Origin of the sequence: Streptomyces sp. OZ13, assembly GCF_052068155.1 — a bacterium.
GTDB lineage: Bacteria > Actinomycetota > Actinomycetes > Streptomycetales > Streptomycetaceae > Streptomyces.
This window is the reverse complement of sequence record NZ_JBQHCZ010000009.1, coordinates 101085-115193: the sequence shown is the minus strand read 5'-3', so window position 1 is coordinate 115193 and position 14109 is coordinate 101085. Positions and strand designations below refer to the sequence as shown.

Genomic DNA, 14109 nt, shown 5'->3' with positions numbered 1-14109 from the left:
CTAATCTAGTTAACTAGCTTTACTCAAAGTGATCGCCGGTGACGGAGGCTGCCCTGTGCCCGCTTCGGGATCGACCGCGGTGGCCCTCGCCGTCCGGCTGTCCGCCCTCGGGCTCTCCACCCGCGTGGAAGAGCACGCCCGGCATACGACGGTCGTGGCGGACGTGCCGGACGCGCTCTCCGCCGAGTCATGGCGGGAGGTCTTGGGCGTGGTCGCTGAGGCTGACCGCTTCGGCCTCCTCGCCACCAGCAAGCACGGCCGCACCCTCTGGGCCGTCTTACGCGAATCGGTCCCCACGACGGGCGATGTCGGGGGACCGGGCCATCAGCGATAGGAGCTGAACAGCATGCTCAACCGTATCCGCCGCGCCCTCGCCCACGCGAGAGCGCGAGGCGCACACCAGGGCAGGCACCGCCGCCCGTTAGCCCCCTCCCGCCTCTCGGCCGCCTCGCTGCCCATGGCGCCGGCCGACAGTCCGGCCCCGCACCTCCATCACCCGTGTCATGCCGACCACACCGGCCTGATCACGGGCGAGGAGACCGCGCTCGTCCGCCCGTACGTTCTGGCTTGGGACAAGCGCACATGCCTCCGCCCAACGGTCGTCGCACCCCACCTCCCGGCCTCTGCCGCCTGGTCGGCACTTGCGGGAGCATGCTGATGACCTCCCTGCCTCCTCCTCGACGGCTCGGGGTCACGCGCTTCTCACCGGCCCTCTATCGCTCGCCGTCCTGCCGGATCGGCACCCACCTCACCTGCAGGACATCCTCCGCAGCCGTCGCCTCGCCCGATCTCCCGGTCGTCTTCGAGACCTGCGACTGCACCTGCCACTTCGCAGCCGGCCGGTCGGCACGGACAGAGGTGGGGCAATGAGGGAACGGGCACCGGCCCACGAGATGGCCTCGACCGTAGAGATCACATCGGCCACCGTCCGACGCGGCGACATCCTCCACATCGGCGGCCGCGTCTGCCGGGTGCAGGACCTCTTTCAGCTGCCTCACGGTGCGAAGCAGCTCCTCTTCGACACCGGAGAACTCCTGACCATCCACGTGCGAACCCACTTCGTCGCCGTACGGATGACGAGAAGGCGGTGACCACCCCCATGCACGTCTCACGGGCGCACGGCATTGCCGACGACCTCCGGTCGCAGATCACCACCAGGCAGCTTCAGGCGGGCCAACGCCTGCCCGCCGAAACCGAACTGGCCACGCGCTACGGCGTCAGCACGGCGACGCTGCGGAACGCTCTCGGCACCCTTCAGGCAGAGGGCCTGATCGAGAAGATCCACGGCCGGGGGAACTACGTCCGCCGACCGCTGCGGAGAACCACGTACGTCGGCGGCTGGGGAACGCTGGACCCGCGCACCGCTGCCGACGCGGCCCAGCGCGTCACCATCCGCACCACAAAGACAACCGGCACGACGGAGCACCCGGCCGCACTGCTGGCCCGACCGGCCGGCACCGCCCTGACGGAAATCCTCTGCATCACCTACGACGGGGAGGTACCCCACGGCCTCGCACGCACCTACATCCCCCACGACACGGCGTCGCCACCCGACGCTCTCGGCCTGGTCGCCGACAACGCCCCACACCAGGGGCCGGCCGCACGCTTCGCCGTCCTGACCCCTCCACCGGCGGAAGTCCGCGAAACCGTCTGCTCCCGCCTCCCCACCCCGGACGAAGCCTCGACGCTCCACGTCCGTCCCACGACAACGGTCCTCGTCATCACACGCACCACGACGGACGCAACCGGCCTCATCGTCGAAGCGGCCCAACTGGTCTTCCCCGCCGACCGCGTCAACGCGGTCTTCACCAGCCACCTCCTGGACAACGCCGACGAGAGGCAGCCCCGACCATGACCGAGCCGGTCCACCTCCGACTCCTGCCCTGGACGGGCCCTGAGGGCAAGCCCTGCTACCTCAGCACCGACGACCCGCGCGGCTACATGTCCCGCCTGGCCGACAGCATCGAATCCATCCAACTCGGCATGGCGGCCGAAGTCCTCGACCATGCGACCACAACCCTCCGCGACAAGCACGCGACCCCGGGCCACCTCCGCCTCCTGGCCAACGAACTGACGAGCGCTCTCGCCGACACCCTCCGCGTCGCGACAAGCCGCAGGCACCCCCACACGATGAACACACCCAACCGATCCTGACGGGGGACGAACGCACCCGTCCTCTGCCACGCTCCTCAACCCAAGCGGGGGAGGTTCGGAGTACATCCGGTCCTTCCCCGCTTCCTCATGCAAGCCGTCGGCGCCCCACGAACAGACGACGCACTAGGCATTACACAAACCGTCTCCCTCATAGTGCGTCCTGCACGACGTTGCATCGGGCGTACCCTCGCCTGCCCTGAGGCGAGCTGGGCCGTGGGGTCAGACCCGCGCGTCAACGCACCAGATAGCCCGATGTAGGGGCATCAGCCTACGAACTGCCCTACCATGCCTAGCAGTTGCTATCAGCAGGGGGATCGATGGAAACGTCGGATCAGGCGAGAGCAGACGAGAGAGCAACGCGGCGCGAGTTTGCGCTGGAAAGATATAGATACATTCTGCAGCAGATTCATGCTGTGAATGAAAATGCATATCGCTTTCTGGCGATCTATCAGGCGCTTGCTACCGCACTGGTAGGGGCATCTCTGACTCTCTTTGTCGGGTACAGAAAATGGGAAATTGAGGCAGACGTAGCCCGCAACGGCGTTATCGGCCTGTTGACGCTGACTACCGTGGTAGCCGCTTTCACTAGCACGCTGATAATCGTGGGCGCGATAGCTTGGCTCGATTATCGAAACGAAGAATGCGATGTGGTCGACGAAATGGTGGCGCCAGGATTTCGCAAGCGCCCAAAGTCGAACAATTTTCTGCGCTGGTACGAAACGTATGTATTGCTGTTCATTCTCGCCTCGATAATCATCATGTGGGCGCTTGCAGGCATTTATCTCCTGCCGGTAATGAAGTAACCCTTAAGAAACTTCAGAATAGATCTGCAAGTATGAAGCCAGGAAGGCGCACAATAGTGACGGTCCCTCTGCCATCCACCGCCGAGCGTCTCGCCGTTGAGGCATGCGAGCTTCACGCATTCGACGGAATCAATCTCATTTCGGTGCGTCGCGACGTTGCGGAGCTTCTACAGGTCATCGGATCCGGCGAGATCTTCGATGAGTACACCCGACACGACATCACGCACATCGATGCGATGCTAGACATGCTGGATTGGGTGATTCCCCAGAAAACTCAACAGGCCATGACTCCAGCCGACTGGCTTCTGTCAGTTCTGGGCATCTATTTCCATGATCTCGGCATGATCGTGACCAAAGAGGAATATGAGAATCGAAGCGTAACGCAATTCGATCACTTCAAGAGGACGATCCTGTTGACAGACGACGATTACGGTCGAGACTACAAGGAGAGGATGAAAGAGCTAGAGCGACGTAACGTTGACGTCGAGAAGTTTCTATACCAAGAATTCGTAAGGCACTATCACGCCCTGCGCGTCAAAAACTGGATTACCGGGAATCGTACAAAAGATTTTGGCGATAGCTCTAAAGTGCAAGCCGAAGTCGAAAAGATTCTCAGCGAACTTAGTTCCTCCTTCCGGAAAGATCTAGCACTCGTTTGCGAAAGTCACCATCTAAACGATCTCGACGATATCGAAAAGTATCATCCATCACGTCCGTACGGTTCCAAGAGCGCCGAGACAGCAAATGTGCAGTACGCTGCACTTCTGCTTAGGACAGTTGACCTTTTGCATATCACGAGTGATCGCACCCCTTCTATGACCTTCAGGGTTATCGATCCGCGCGATCCTGTAAGCCAGCGCGAATGGGCAAAGCAGAGGGCCGTTGTGAGCGTTAGGCCGAGGCCTCAGCGAAAGGAGGCGGACCAGGATGAACCCCTCGGCGCAATTGAGGTGCATGCACTGTTCACCGAGGGCGAGGGCTACTTCGGTCTAATCTCGTACTTGCGATTTGCAGAAATGCAACTCACCCTGAGTTACAAATGGGCAAATCACTCGCGCATAGAATTTCCAAGTGACTATGAGTTCCCATGGAATGCGATTGACACAACGCATGTACGCGCAGAGGGGTTCCTAGCCAAGCAGTTCAAGTTTAGTATTGATCAGACAAAGATTCTTGACCTGTTGACGGGGCACACCCTTTATAATAACTCAGATGTAGTCTTGCGTGAAATCTTGCAGAATTCCATCGACGCCGTCCGTCTACAGCATCTCGCACGCGCAACGGAAGCTGGGATGGTTTGGATTAACTGGAATCCAGACACTCGGATCCTTGAAGTCGGCGATAACGGTACAGGTATGACCCAGGGGATAATTGAAAATAATCTTCTACGCGCTGGGTCGAGCCGCTATCAGGATCCCAAATTCAAGAAAGATCATCCCCGATTCAATGCCATCAGTAGATTCGGTATCGGGGTAATGTCGGCTTTCATGATTGCCGACCACGTCGAAATTCTGACAAGCCATAGGGATGAAGACGAGGCTAGGCATCTCACATTGCGTTCGGTTCACGGAAAGTACCTTGTACGTCTCCTAGAAAAGGCGAGCCTGCCCAGAGACATCCAAGAGCACGGAACGGTGGTTCGACTGACTGTCAGGCCGAGCGCCACTCTTCACAACGTCGAGGAGACGGCGCGCCATTGGGCAGTTATTCCAGGATGCAAGGTCACTTGTACTGTTGGATCGGAGCCGGCAGTAACAATCGGATACCCGAGCGTGGGGGACGCCTTGCGCGACTTCATCCAAAAGCATCATTTGATCCCTGAAGGCAGCCTCGATTCCGGAAAGGTCAAGGTAGAAGAGGTCCAGTCTGACGGAATTTCGATTGCTTACGCAGTCAGGAAGAATGACTTCTTTAAAGTTTGGGAGTTTGTGCAAATTCCCACATCCAAACGCGAGTTTGCGGCGCGACGCCCCGTGGGTACCTCTGGAGTTCTAATTGAGGGAATCAGAGTAGAGAATGGTTCCCCCGGCTATCGGCACGAAGACCAAGCAATGGTCGCCATCTGCAACTCCACTGGCCCGTCTGCACCCCGTACCGATGTGGCCAGGGCCCGTCTCGAAAATACGCCCGAATTGCAACAAATGCTGCGAGAGATCTACAGGACCTACTCTAGCCATGTCGAGCAGCAGTGCGAACAGCTGGAGAGGGATCATAGGCATTCACTCACATGGTCCTGCAGCGAGGCGCAGCACCTGAGTTACTCTCTCCTCCGCGGATTTCCGACTTCACCTGAGACTCTGTTCAAGGCCCTCCGAGATGTTTCAATGTTTGCGATCGAGAGGGACTCTCAACGATTTAAGGTGTCGTACTCTGAAATCGAGGCGCTGGATAAGTTCTATACGAGGCACGGCAACGTGGCCCGGCACGTCGAGGCTCTGTTGAGAGAGTTGCCGGCAGGCAAGTCGGCAAACGCCTTGCTCGACTTTATGGGTTATGAAGACATGGCCCTGCCATCAGATTCTGTGTTGCTTTGCAGCCATCTCAGCGATTTCGTTAACTCCTTCCTGCTCGGCGGTTGGGAAATTGCGGAGTTCAGTGGACGTATGGAACATAGGACCTTCCATGCGGCATGGCTAAAGAAGGGGGAGGAGCCTCGCTGGTCACGCCACAGGTCACCTGCGCAGTCAGTAGAACTACTTCGGAGCTGGGGCGTCAGGGTCTCAGAGGGAGGAACGGACAGAAGCCCACAGATCCGAGTCCCTCTTGCGGAAACGAAATCCACTGGCTTCTCTGATAACTACCTCGGAGTGCTGATCGGCAACGACAACTATCTTTTTGATTCGCACCCTTGGCGTTGGGCGGTTGAAGAAATCCAGCAAAAGTTCACCGATTCAGAGAAGAGTACTAGTGAAGCACTCGGCATCCTTGCCTATCTGATCGGATCGGTTATGAACGGCGGTGTTGTCACACGGCTCGACGATGCCAATCCTCTCTATGTGCAACTCTCGCGCGTTTCTGGCCTTGGATTCAGCATGGAGAAATTCGCCGAATCTTGCAAGGGTGCACAAGGGGGAGAGGTTTTCAATCCCTCGCGTTGGACCAGAATGCAGTCTCAACCGCGAAGTCGTTACTGGTAGTAAGGGAGCGTCGTAGCGTGTCACGGGGTGCGGAGCGGCTTTGGGCGGGAGCTGCCATGGGGCGAGAGATCATGGCCCCGTAAGCTTCCGGCGAGTCGGGCAGTCTGTGGACCTGCCCGTTAAAGCACGACGTTGGGGCCATGATCTTCGAGGCTCGCCCCATGGTGGCTGCCTAAAGCCGTGAAGCCGACCGCGCCAGCCACATCGGGGTTCACCCCATCGATCCCTCGCCTTGTTGGCGTGCGGCCGGCGGCCGGGCCGGAGCGGGGCGAAGACAGGAGCGCGGCCCGAGTCGCCGGGCCGCGCGACGCCGCGCTGTGCGCGGCGGATGCGCCTTGATGAAGTAGGGAAACTCTTACCGCGCCGTGTTGAGCTGGCGCCCGTCGTGGCTCCTGACGTGGGGCCCTGCCCCGTCCACTGCATCGAGAAGCCGGACCGCGTACACCTCGGTCATGCGCTCCGAGACCTGCTGGGGCGTGAGCCATTCGACCGCGGTCGACTCGTCACTGGTCCGCTCGGCACCGCCGGAGGGCTTGCAGCGGAACACCAGGGCGACGATGCCCCGCGTGGTGTTCTTGTAGACGCCGGTCAGCTCGTCGACCTCGACGCGTACGCCGGTCTCCTCCCAGACCTCCCGGACGACGCCCTCCTCGGGGGCCTCGGTGAGTTCGAGGACTCCGCCGGGCAGTTCCCATGTCCCGTTGTCCGCACGGCGGATAGCCAGGAGCCGGCCGTCCTCGCGCACGACCGCCCCCGCGACTGACACGGAGTGCAGTGGCGTTGACGACGTCTCGCGGGCGCTGTTACTCATGTACAGGAGCATAGGAGAGTGAGAAGGACTATGGGAACAGCCGTAGGAGGTGGGAGGGCCGTACCGAGGTACGTCCAGATCGCCGAGGAGATCGTCCAGCAGATCCGGGCCGGGGTCCTCAAGCCCGGTGACCTGGTGCCGAGCGAGTCCGAGTTGGTCGAGCGTTACGGCGTGGCCGGCGGGACGATTCGCAAGGCGATGGTCGAGGTCCGGGCGAGTGGGCTCGTGGAGACCCGGCACGGGAAGGGCTCGATCGTGAAGGACCGGCCGCCGGTGCGGCTGCGCTCCTCCGACCGCTTCCGCGCCTCGCACCGCCGGGGCGGCAAGGCGGCCTACCTCGCCGAGTCGGCCCAGTCCGGCGCGACAGCGAAGGTGAGCGTCCTCTACATCGGCCCGATGGAGGCTCCCCAGGACATCGCGGAACGCCTCGACGTCCCCGTCGGCGCTCAGGTCCTCGCGCGCCGGCGCCTCTACTTTCGCAACGGCGTCCCCGTCGAGACCGCCAGCTCCTACCTGCCCTGGGACGTGGTCAAGGACATTCCGCAGCTGTTCTCGGAGAACCCCGGCCCCGGCGGCATCTACGCCCGCCTGGAGGGCGACGGCCACGTCTTCGCCGAGTTCGTCGAGACGCTGACAGCTCGCCCGGCCGCCAAGGCCGAAGCGCCCGAACTCGCCCTGAGCCCCGGCGCCCCGGTCATTCACCTGCTGCGGAACGCCGTCACCGAAGCCGGTCGGGTGGTCGAGGTCTGCGACACCCTCATGGCCGCTGACCAGTTCGTCTTCGAGTACCGCATCCCCGCAGCCGACTGACGCAGCCTCAACTCCTCGCAACCCGCCGAGACTTCTTCGCCTCGGCGGGTTGACTCATGTACAGGAGTCCTGCACTCTTCTTCATGTCACTCCTATACATGAGTGGCAGAGTCCAGCACTTCTAGAGGAGTGATCTCTGTGCGTCAGATCCCCGTCGACACCTCCGTTGTTTCCGTGATGGTCGCCAAGCCCCCGCAGCCGAAGGTGAAGGACCGTCGTACCGGCGAGCGGGCCATGGACATGGAGACCGGTGCCGCGCTGTCGACCGTGGACGTGATGTTCGCGGCGAACGGTGAGGTGGAGATCCTTTCGGTGACCGTCCCGGAGACCGGCGTCTCCGCCGACCTGGTCATGGGCACCCCGGTCGCGATCACGGGTCTCGTGGCCCGGCCCTGGGAGAACGAGTTCAACGGGCAGCGCCGTCACGGCATCGCGTTCCGGGCGGTCGCGGTGACCTCGCTGGCCGAGATCGCATCGCAGCCGAAGGCCGCCTGATCATGGAGTGGCTGACCACTGCGGTGGTGCTGCTGGTCGTCGCCGTCGCGGGTCTCCTGCGGTGGCGGCGTCCCGCCTGGTACTGGCTGACCTTCGGGGTCACGCTGGCCGCGGTGCGGGTCCTGGTCCGGTACACGTCGGTGATGGAGGCGTGCGGGCTGACCGTTCCGCCTCCGCGTTGGCGGCTCACCCTGGCCCGGCTGACCGGCCGTCCCGTCCAGGAGTCCCGCGCCCCGCGGCTGCTGCGGCTCCGCCCCACCCGCACCGGCCTCGTCTTACGGCTGGGGCTCCGCCCGGGTCAGGACGCCTTCGACGTCTCGGCCTCGTGCGACCGGCTGCGGCACTCGTTCTCCCTGTACGGCGTCACGTCCCGCGAGATCCGTTCCGGCGTGGTCGAGCTGCGGATGACCGGCTATGACGTCCTCAAGAGGGTGCAGATGCCGGCGGTCGTCGAGCGGGCCCCGATGCGGGTGCCCGTCGCGCTGCGGGAGGACGGTGCCGTGCACTTCCGGGACTACCGGTCCTGCCCGCACGCCCTGACCATCGGTGCCACCAAGTCCGGGAAGTCCGTCTATCAGCGCAACCTAGTCGCCGAACTGGCGGCGCTGCCGGTCGCCTTGGTCGGCATCGACTGCAAGCAGGGCGTCGAACTGTTCCCGCTCGCGCGCCGCTTCTCCGCCCTGGCCGACAACCCCGACGCTGCCGCCGAGCTTCTCGACGCGCTGCTGGCGCATATGGAGGGCGTCTACCAGCTCATCCGGGCCGAGCAGCGCATCACCGCCGACGTCCAGGACGCGGAGATCGCCGCCGACATCTGGGACCTCCCAGACCGCCTCCGGCCGACCCCCGTCGTCGTCCTGGTCGACGAGGTTGCCGAACTCGCCCTGTTCGCCAACAAGGAGGAGGAGAAGCGACGGGACCGGATCATCACCGCCCTGGCACGGCTCGCCCAACTCGGCCGCGCCGCCGGCATCTACCTCGAAGTCTGCGGGCAGCGCTTCGGCTCCGAACTCGGCAAGGGCATCACCATGCTCCGCGCCCAGCTCACCGGCCGCACCGCCCACCGCGTCAACGACGAGACCTCCGCCAACATGGCCTTCGGAGACATCGCACCGGACGCCGTCTTTGCCGCCATCCAGATCCCCACCAGCGCCCCCGGCATCGCAGTCACCGGCGACGCGACCGGCGGCTGGCACCGCATCCGCGCCCCGCACACCACGCTCCGCCAGGCCGTGAACGCCTGCAACCGGCACGCGCACCTCACCCCGGCCCTCCCCGGCCTGGACGCCTTCCGGCCCGCCGTCGCCCCGCCCCCGCGACCGCCCGCGATCATCCCGGCTCAAGCGGCCGAGACACCCGCCACCGCCTGATCCACCCCACTCCCGATCGACGCAACCGCGCCGGCTCCCTACCCCCGCCATGCCCGAAACGCCCGCGAAGGAGGTGAGGACATGACCCGCAAGCTCCGCGTCGACGCCGTCCTGGTGCAGGCTCTGATCGCCGGGGCCCTGTCCTTCTCCCACCTGCACGACCTGGCCGAAGCCGCCGGACAGACCGGATGGAAGGCGTGGGCCTACCCGGTCTCCGTCGACCTGCTCCTGGTCGCCGCCTGGCGACGCATGAGCAAGCACGCCGACAACCGCGCCGCCTGGCTCTGGTTCACCATCCCCCTCGCCGCCTCCCTCGGCGCCAACATCGCCACCGCCGGGCTCCTCGACCTGAGTGACGTGCCTGACTGGCTGCGCATCCTCGTCGCCGGGTGGCCCGCCCTCGCCTTCCTCGGCGGCACCCTCCTGGCGCACGCCCCCGCACCGCACGCCGATCCCGAACCACGCACGGTCCTCGACCGCGAACCCGTCACCGCCGACGCGCCGCCCGCCCCGGAGCCCGCCACCGACACCGAGCCGGAAGTGACCCCGGCACCGGAACGCGCTCCCGCCCTGCCCGCGGCCCCCGCCGGCATCCCCGCTCCGTCGGTCCCGGTCGCCCTGGTCGACCACGCCCGCAAGGTCGCCGACGACCACCTCGTCCGCACCGGCACACCAATCGACACCGACACCCTGCGCGCCCGCCTCGGCGTCCCCGCGCCCATGGCCGACGCCATCGCCGCCCAACTCACCTGAACCGGACGGAGATCCCGTGACGCGCGACCCGGCCGACCTGACCACCGCCGACTACCTCGACAGCGCCCGCGAGATGACCGCCGCCGGCCGCCCCTACCTCGCCCACCTGCTCGCCGAGGAAGCCGCCCAGCGCATCGCCGACCCGGCCACCGCCGCCGCCATCCGCGCCATCTACTCCGACCCGACCACCACCCGAACGGAGACCGACTGACATGCCCGCCCGCGACCACTTCCACTCCGTCATGCGGATCGGCCCGGTGCAGATCGGCACCCACCGCGACCGCCACGGCCGCACCAAGCACGCCGCCGTCTGCACCGCCGACCGCTGCGGCTGGTCCGCCGACTTCACCGCACAGTCGGCCGCCCAGCTCGCCGCCCGCACCCACCGCTGCCGCATCGCCGACTGAACGGAGAACCGTGATGGACGTCCCGCTCTGGCTCGCGCTGATCGTCGTCGGCGCCCTCGGCGTCAAGCTCATCCGCCCGCCCTGGTGGCTCGTCGCCGTGCTCCTCCTCGGCGGCTACCTCCTCGCCGACAGCCTCCTCGCCCCCGCCATCGACACCGCCATCACCAAGTGACCGAAGGGAGAACCACCATGCTCCGCCCGAAGATCCCGACCATGCCGACCCCGACGGGCATCGCCACCCCGCCCGCCGTCGTCCACCCCACCGCCGTCGAGCCCGCCCCGCCCGCAGCTCCGGTCGTCCCGGCGCCCGCGTTCCGGCCGGTGGTCCAGCTCACCCCCGGCACCGCGCTCGCCCTCGTCGGCGCGGGCACGGCCGTGGTCCTGGTCGTCGGCACGGTCCTGGTCTCGATGCTCCTCGCGACCGCCGTCACCGCCGCCTCGGTCGCCGTCTGCGCCCTCGTCGTCCGCTCGCTCATCGGTCAGCAGCACAAGCGCCGTTGACCGGCCTCCGGGGCGGCCTCAACCGCCAAGTCTTGCCCGCCCCGGAAGCCGCGCCCCTGCCCGAACCGAACGATCCGGAAGGAACACCCATCATGACCCAGCCCACCGCCACCGCGGCGGGCCTGGATCCGGCCACCCTGGACGACGTCCTCCGGGTGGCCGGGTCTCCCGGCTTCGACCGCTGGAAAGACCAGATCCACCGCAGCGGCGGTTGCTCCGACCCCATCCACCTCACCGGCTGGACCCTCGCCAAAGACAAGACCAGCGGCGAGACCCTGCGCCGCTACTCCACCGACACCGAACCAGACGGCCGCCTCCGAATCGCCTGCGGCAACCGCCGCGCCTCCCGCTGCCCCGCCTGCGCCCACACCTACGCGGGCGACACCTACCACCTCATCCGCGCTGGCCTCTCCGGTGACGAGTCCAAGGACATCCCCGCGACCGTCCGCGACCACCCCCGCGTCTTCGCCACCCTCACCGCCCCGTCCTTCGGCCCCGTTCACAACCGGCCCGACCGTGGCGTCTGCCGCTGCGGCACCCGCCACCAGGACGACGACTCCGCCCTCGGTACCGCCCTCGACCCGGCCACCTACGACTACGCGGGCACCGTCCTGTTCAACAATCACGCAGGACAGCTCTGGCAGCGCTTCACCACCCGCCTGCGCCGCGAACTCGCCGCCCGCGCCGGACTCACACAACGCGCCCTCAAAGACGTCCTCCGCGTCTCCTTCGGCAAGGTCGCCGAGTTCCAGAAGCGCGGCGCCATCCACTTCCACGCCGTCATCCGCCTCGACGGACCGGACGGCCCCGACACAGCGCCCCCGTCCTGGGCCACCGTCCAGCTCCTCGACGACTCCATCCGGGCCGCCGCCGCCCACACCTACACGACGATTACCGTCCCGGCCGCAGACGGACAGCCCTGCCGACGCTTCCAGTGGGGCCGCCAGCTCGACATCCGCCCGGTCAAAGCCTTCGGGGACGCCAGCGACATCACCGAACAGGCCGTCGCCTCCTACGTCGCCAAGTACGCCACCAAGGCCGCCGAGTCGACCGGCAGCCTGGACCGCCGCATCGGCAACCGGGAAGTCCTGACCCTGCTCGAAGTCCCCGACCACCCGCGGCGCCTCATCGAAGCCTGCCTCGACCTCGCCCCGCTCTACCCGGACCGCAAGCTCACCGCCTGGGCCCACATGCTCGGCTTCCGCGGCCACTTCTCCACCAAGTCCCGCCGCTACTCCACCACCCTCGGCGCACTGCGCCAGATCCGCGCCGACTACCGCGCCGCCCAGGAACACGACTCCCTCGGCGACCCGGACACCGTCCTCGTCCTCGCCTCCTGGGAGTACGCCGGACACGGCCACACCCCCGGCGAGTCCGCCCTCGCCGCCACCATCGCCCGCGACATCCACCTCAACCGCCAGACCGCCCGCGAAGCCCTGCGCGACCAACTCGTCCTGGAAGGAGCCGCAGCATGACCACCGCCACCGCCGAACTGCTGACCGTCCCGGAAGTCATGGCCCGGCTCAGGCTCGGCCGCTCCACGGTCTACGACCTCATCCGCTCGCGCCGACTGACGTCCATCACCATCGGCCGGTCCCGCCGGGTGCCGGCGGACGCACTCCGCGACTTCATCGTCCGCGAGATCGAGGAGGCCGTCTGATGGCCACCCAGCGCAAGCGCAACCCCAACGGCGCGGGCACCATCACCAAGCGCAAGGACGGCCGCTATCAGGCAGCCGTCTACGTCCTCCAGCCGGACGGCACCCGCGCCCGGAAGTTCGCCTACGGCAAGACCTGGGCTGAGTGCGACACCAAGCGCCGCGAACTCCTCGACAAGGTGGACCAGGGCGTGCCCGTGCCCACCCGATCGGCCAAGCTCGCCGAGTGGCTGCCGTACTGGCTGGAGAGTGTGGTCAAGCCGCGCCGCAAGCTCAGCACCTACGACAAGTACGAGGCGCACGTCCGGCTCTACCTCGTGCCCATGATCGGGTCGAAGAGGCTGGAATCCCTGGGTGCGGCTGACGTCCGGCGCTTCCTTGTCCAGCTGGAGAACAAGACCACCGCGGCCACCGCCAAGGAGTCGCACCGCGTCCTTCGCACCGCGCTCACGGCTGCCTGCCGCGAGGAGCTGGTGACCCGGAACGTGGCGAGTCTGGTCGAGCCGCCGCGGGCCACGTCGCGGGAGATCAGTCCGTGGTCCCTCGACGAGACGCTGGACTTCCTGGCCGCTGCTCGCAAAGACCCGCTGTACGCGGCCTTCGTCTTGGCCATCGCCATGGGTCTGCGGCGGGGGGAGATCGTCGGTCTCCGCTGGGGCGACGTCGACCTGGACAAGCGCGTGCTCTACGTCCGTCAGCAGACCCAGCGCCGACGCGGTGTCCTCTACAACGACGATCCCAAGGGGCGACGCCGTCGAGCCGTGCCGCTTCCCGCGATGTGCATCGCCCCGCTCCGCTGGCGCCGGATGCGCCAAGCCGCCGCCAAGGTGCGGGCGGGGGAGTCGTGGGACGAAGGCGGCTATGTCTTCGCCACCCGCAACGGTCGCCCGGTAGAGCCGCGCAACGTGTACCGCTCCTTCACCCGCGTCGCCGCCTCCGCCGGCCTCCGTGTGATCCGGCTGCACGATGCCCGGCACGGCTGCGCGACGCTGCTCACCGCGGCCGGGGTCGCTCCCCGCGTCGTGATGGAGATCCTGGGCCACAGCCAGATCAGCATCACCATGGACGTCTACACGCACGTCGTCCAGGACACGCAGCGCGAGGCGATCAGCCACATGGATCGGCTGCTCAAGAGGCGGCCCGGTCGTCAGTGACCGCCCGCGTTGATGTCAGCCGTGGATGTCAAAGGCCCCGGACCATGATCGGTCCGG

18 protein-coding genes are annotated in these 14109 nt (G+C 65.9%); 17 read left to right on the top strand and 1 reads right to left on the bottom strand.

Annotated elements, in window-relative coordinates:
* The first annotated feature begins 55 nt into the window (after positions 1–55).
* The 6 genes from ACTMTU_RS21060 to ACTMTU_RS21035 all read left to right on the top strand — a co-directional run bounded on the left by ACTMTU_RS21060 (position 56) and on the right by ACTMTU_RS21035 (position 6094).
* Entirely contained in the window at positions 56–334 is a 279-nt protein-coding gene (locus ACTMTU_RS21060; RefSeq protein ID WP_441265045.1) for a hypothetical protein, read from the top strand.
* Positions 335–866: 532 nt separating this feature from the next.
* Positions 867–1091: a hypothetical protein gene (locus ACTMTU_RS21055; protein ID WP_441265044.1), complete on the top strand. Its 225-nt coding sequence runs from the start codon at positions 867–869 to the stop codon at positions 1089–1091.
* Positions 1088–1855 (top strand): GntR family transcriptional regulator, encoded by a 768-nt coding sequence (locus ACTMTU_RS21050; protein WP_441265043.1) that lies wholly within the window; start codon positions 1088–1090, stop codon positions 1853–1855. The genes ACTMTU_RS21055 and ACTMTU_RS21050 overlap by 4 nt, the downstream gene beginning before the upstream one ends.
* Positions 1852–2154: a hypothetical protein gene (locus ACTMTU_RS21045; RefSeq protein ID WP_441265042.1), complete on the top strand. Its 303-nt coding sequence runs from the start codon at positions 1852–1854 to the stop codon at positions 2152–2154. The genes ACTMTU_RS21050 and ACTMTU_RS21045 overlap by 4 nt, the downstream gene beginning before the upstream one ends.
* A 317-nt stretch (positions 2155–2471) precedes the next feature.
* Positions 2472–2957 (top strand): hypothetical protein, encoded by a 486-nt coding sequence (locus ACTMTU_RS21040; RefSeq protein WP_441265041.1) that lies wholly within the window; start codon positions 2472–2474, stop codon positions 2955–2957.
* Positions 2958–3013: 56 nt separating this feature from the next.
* A complete protein-coding gene (locus ACTMTU_RS21035) occupies positions 3014–6094 on the top strand; it encodes an HD domain-containing protein (RefSeq protein WP_441265040.1) in 3081 nt (1026 codons plus the stop codon).
* Between the two features lie 355 nt (positions 6095–6449).
* On the opposite strand, the gene ACTMTU_RS21030 is transcribed toward ACTMTU_RS21035, so the two are convergent.
* Positions 6450–6917, bottom strand: a complete 468-nt coding sequence (locus ACTMTU_RS21030) for an NUDIX hydrolase (RefSeq protein ID WP_441265039.1) — start codon at positions 6915–6917, stop codon at positions 6450–6452.
* A gap of 18 nt (positions 6918–6935) precedes the next feature.
* On the opposite strand from ACTMTU_RS21030, the gene ACTMTU_RS21025 reads away from it, so the two are divergent.
* The 11 genes from ACTMTU_RS21025 to ACTMTU_RS20975 all read left to right on the top strand — a co-directional run bounded on the left by ACTMTU_RS21025 (position 6936) and on the right by ACTMTU_RS20975 (position 14052).
* Entirely contained in the window at positions 6936–7715 is a 780-nt protein-coding gene (locus tag ACTMTU_RS21025) for a GntR family transcriptional regulator (protein ID WP_441265038.1), read from the top strand.
* A 138-nt stretch (positions 7716–7853) separates the two neighbouring features.
* A complete protein-coding gene (locus ACTMTU_RS21020; protein ID WP_441265037.1) occupies positions 7854–8210 on the top strand; it encodes an SCO3933 family regulatory protein in 357 nt (118 codons plus the stop codon).
* A 2-nt stretch (positions 8211–8212) separates the two neighbouring features.
* Positions 8213–9580 carry an FtsK/SpoIIIE domain-containing protein gene (locus tag ACTMTU_RS21015; RefSeq protein ID WP_441265036.1) on the top strand — a complete coding sequence of 456 codons (1368 nt, stop codon included), beginning with the start codon at positions 8213–8215 and terminating at the stop codon, positions 9578–9580.
* An 81-nt stretch (positions 9581–9661) separates the two neighbouring features.
* Complete coding sequence (locus ACTMTU_RS21010; RefSeq protein ID WP_441265035.1) at positions 9662–10333, top strand: DUF2637 domain-containing protein; 672 nt, start codon at positions 9662–9664, stop codon at positions 10331–10333.
* A 16-nt stretch (positions 10334–10349) separates the two neighbouring features.
* Positions 10350–10544, top strand: coding sequence for a hypothetical protein (locus tag ACTMTU_RS21005; RefSeq protein ID WP_441265034.1), 195 nt, complete (start codon positions 10350–10352; stop codon positions 10542–10544).
* Between the two features lies 1 nt (position 10545).
* Positions 10546–10740 (top strand): mobile element transfer protein, encoded by a 195-nt coding sequence (locus tag ACTMTU_RS21000; RefSeq protein ID WP_386648535.1) that lies wholly within the window; start codon positions 10546–10548, stop codon positions 10738–10740.
* 13 nt (positions 10741–10753) lie between these two features.
* Entirely contained in the window at positions 10754–10912 is a 159-nt protein-coding gene (locus ACTMTU_RS20995) for a DUF4175 domain-containing protein (protein WP_166025940.1), read from the top strand.
* Positions 10913–10929: 17 nt separating this feature from the next.
* The gene (locus tag ACTMTU_RS20990) at positions 10930–11241 is read left to right on the top strand and encodes a SpdD-like protein (RefSeq protein ID WP_441265033.1); all 312 of its coding nucleotides are present in this window, start codon (positions 10930–10932) and stop codon (positions 11239–11241) included.
* A 92-nt stretch (positions 11242–11333) separates the two neighbouring features.
* Positions 11334–12716, top strand: coding sequence for a replication initiator protein RepSA (gene repSA / locus ACTMTU_RS20985; RefSeq protein ID WP_441265032.1), 1383 nt, complete (start codon positions 11334–11336; stop codon positions 12714–12716).
* Complete coding sequence (locus tag ACTMTU_RS20980; RefSeq protein WP_386648526.1) at positions 12713–12901, top strand: helix-turn-helix domain-containing protein; 189 nt, start codon at positions 12713–12715, stop codon at positions 12899–12901. Before repSA ends, ACTMTU_RS20980 begins: the two co-directional genes overlap by 4 nt.
* Entirely contained in the window at positions 12901–14052 is a 1152-nt protein-coding gene (locus tag ACTMTU_RS20975; protein ID WP_441265031.1) for a tyrosine-type recombinase/integrase, read from the top strand. The genes ACTMTU_RS20980 and ACTMTU_RS20975 overlap by 1 nt, the downstream gene beginning before the upstream one ends.
* Positions 14053–14109: the final 57 nt, after the last annotated feature.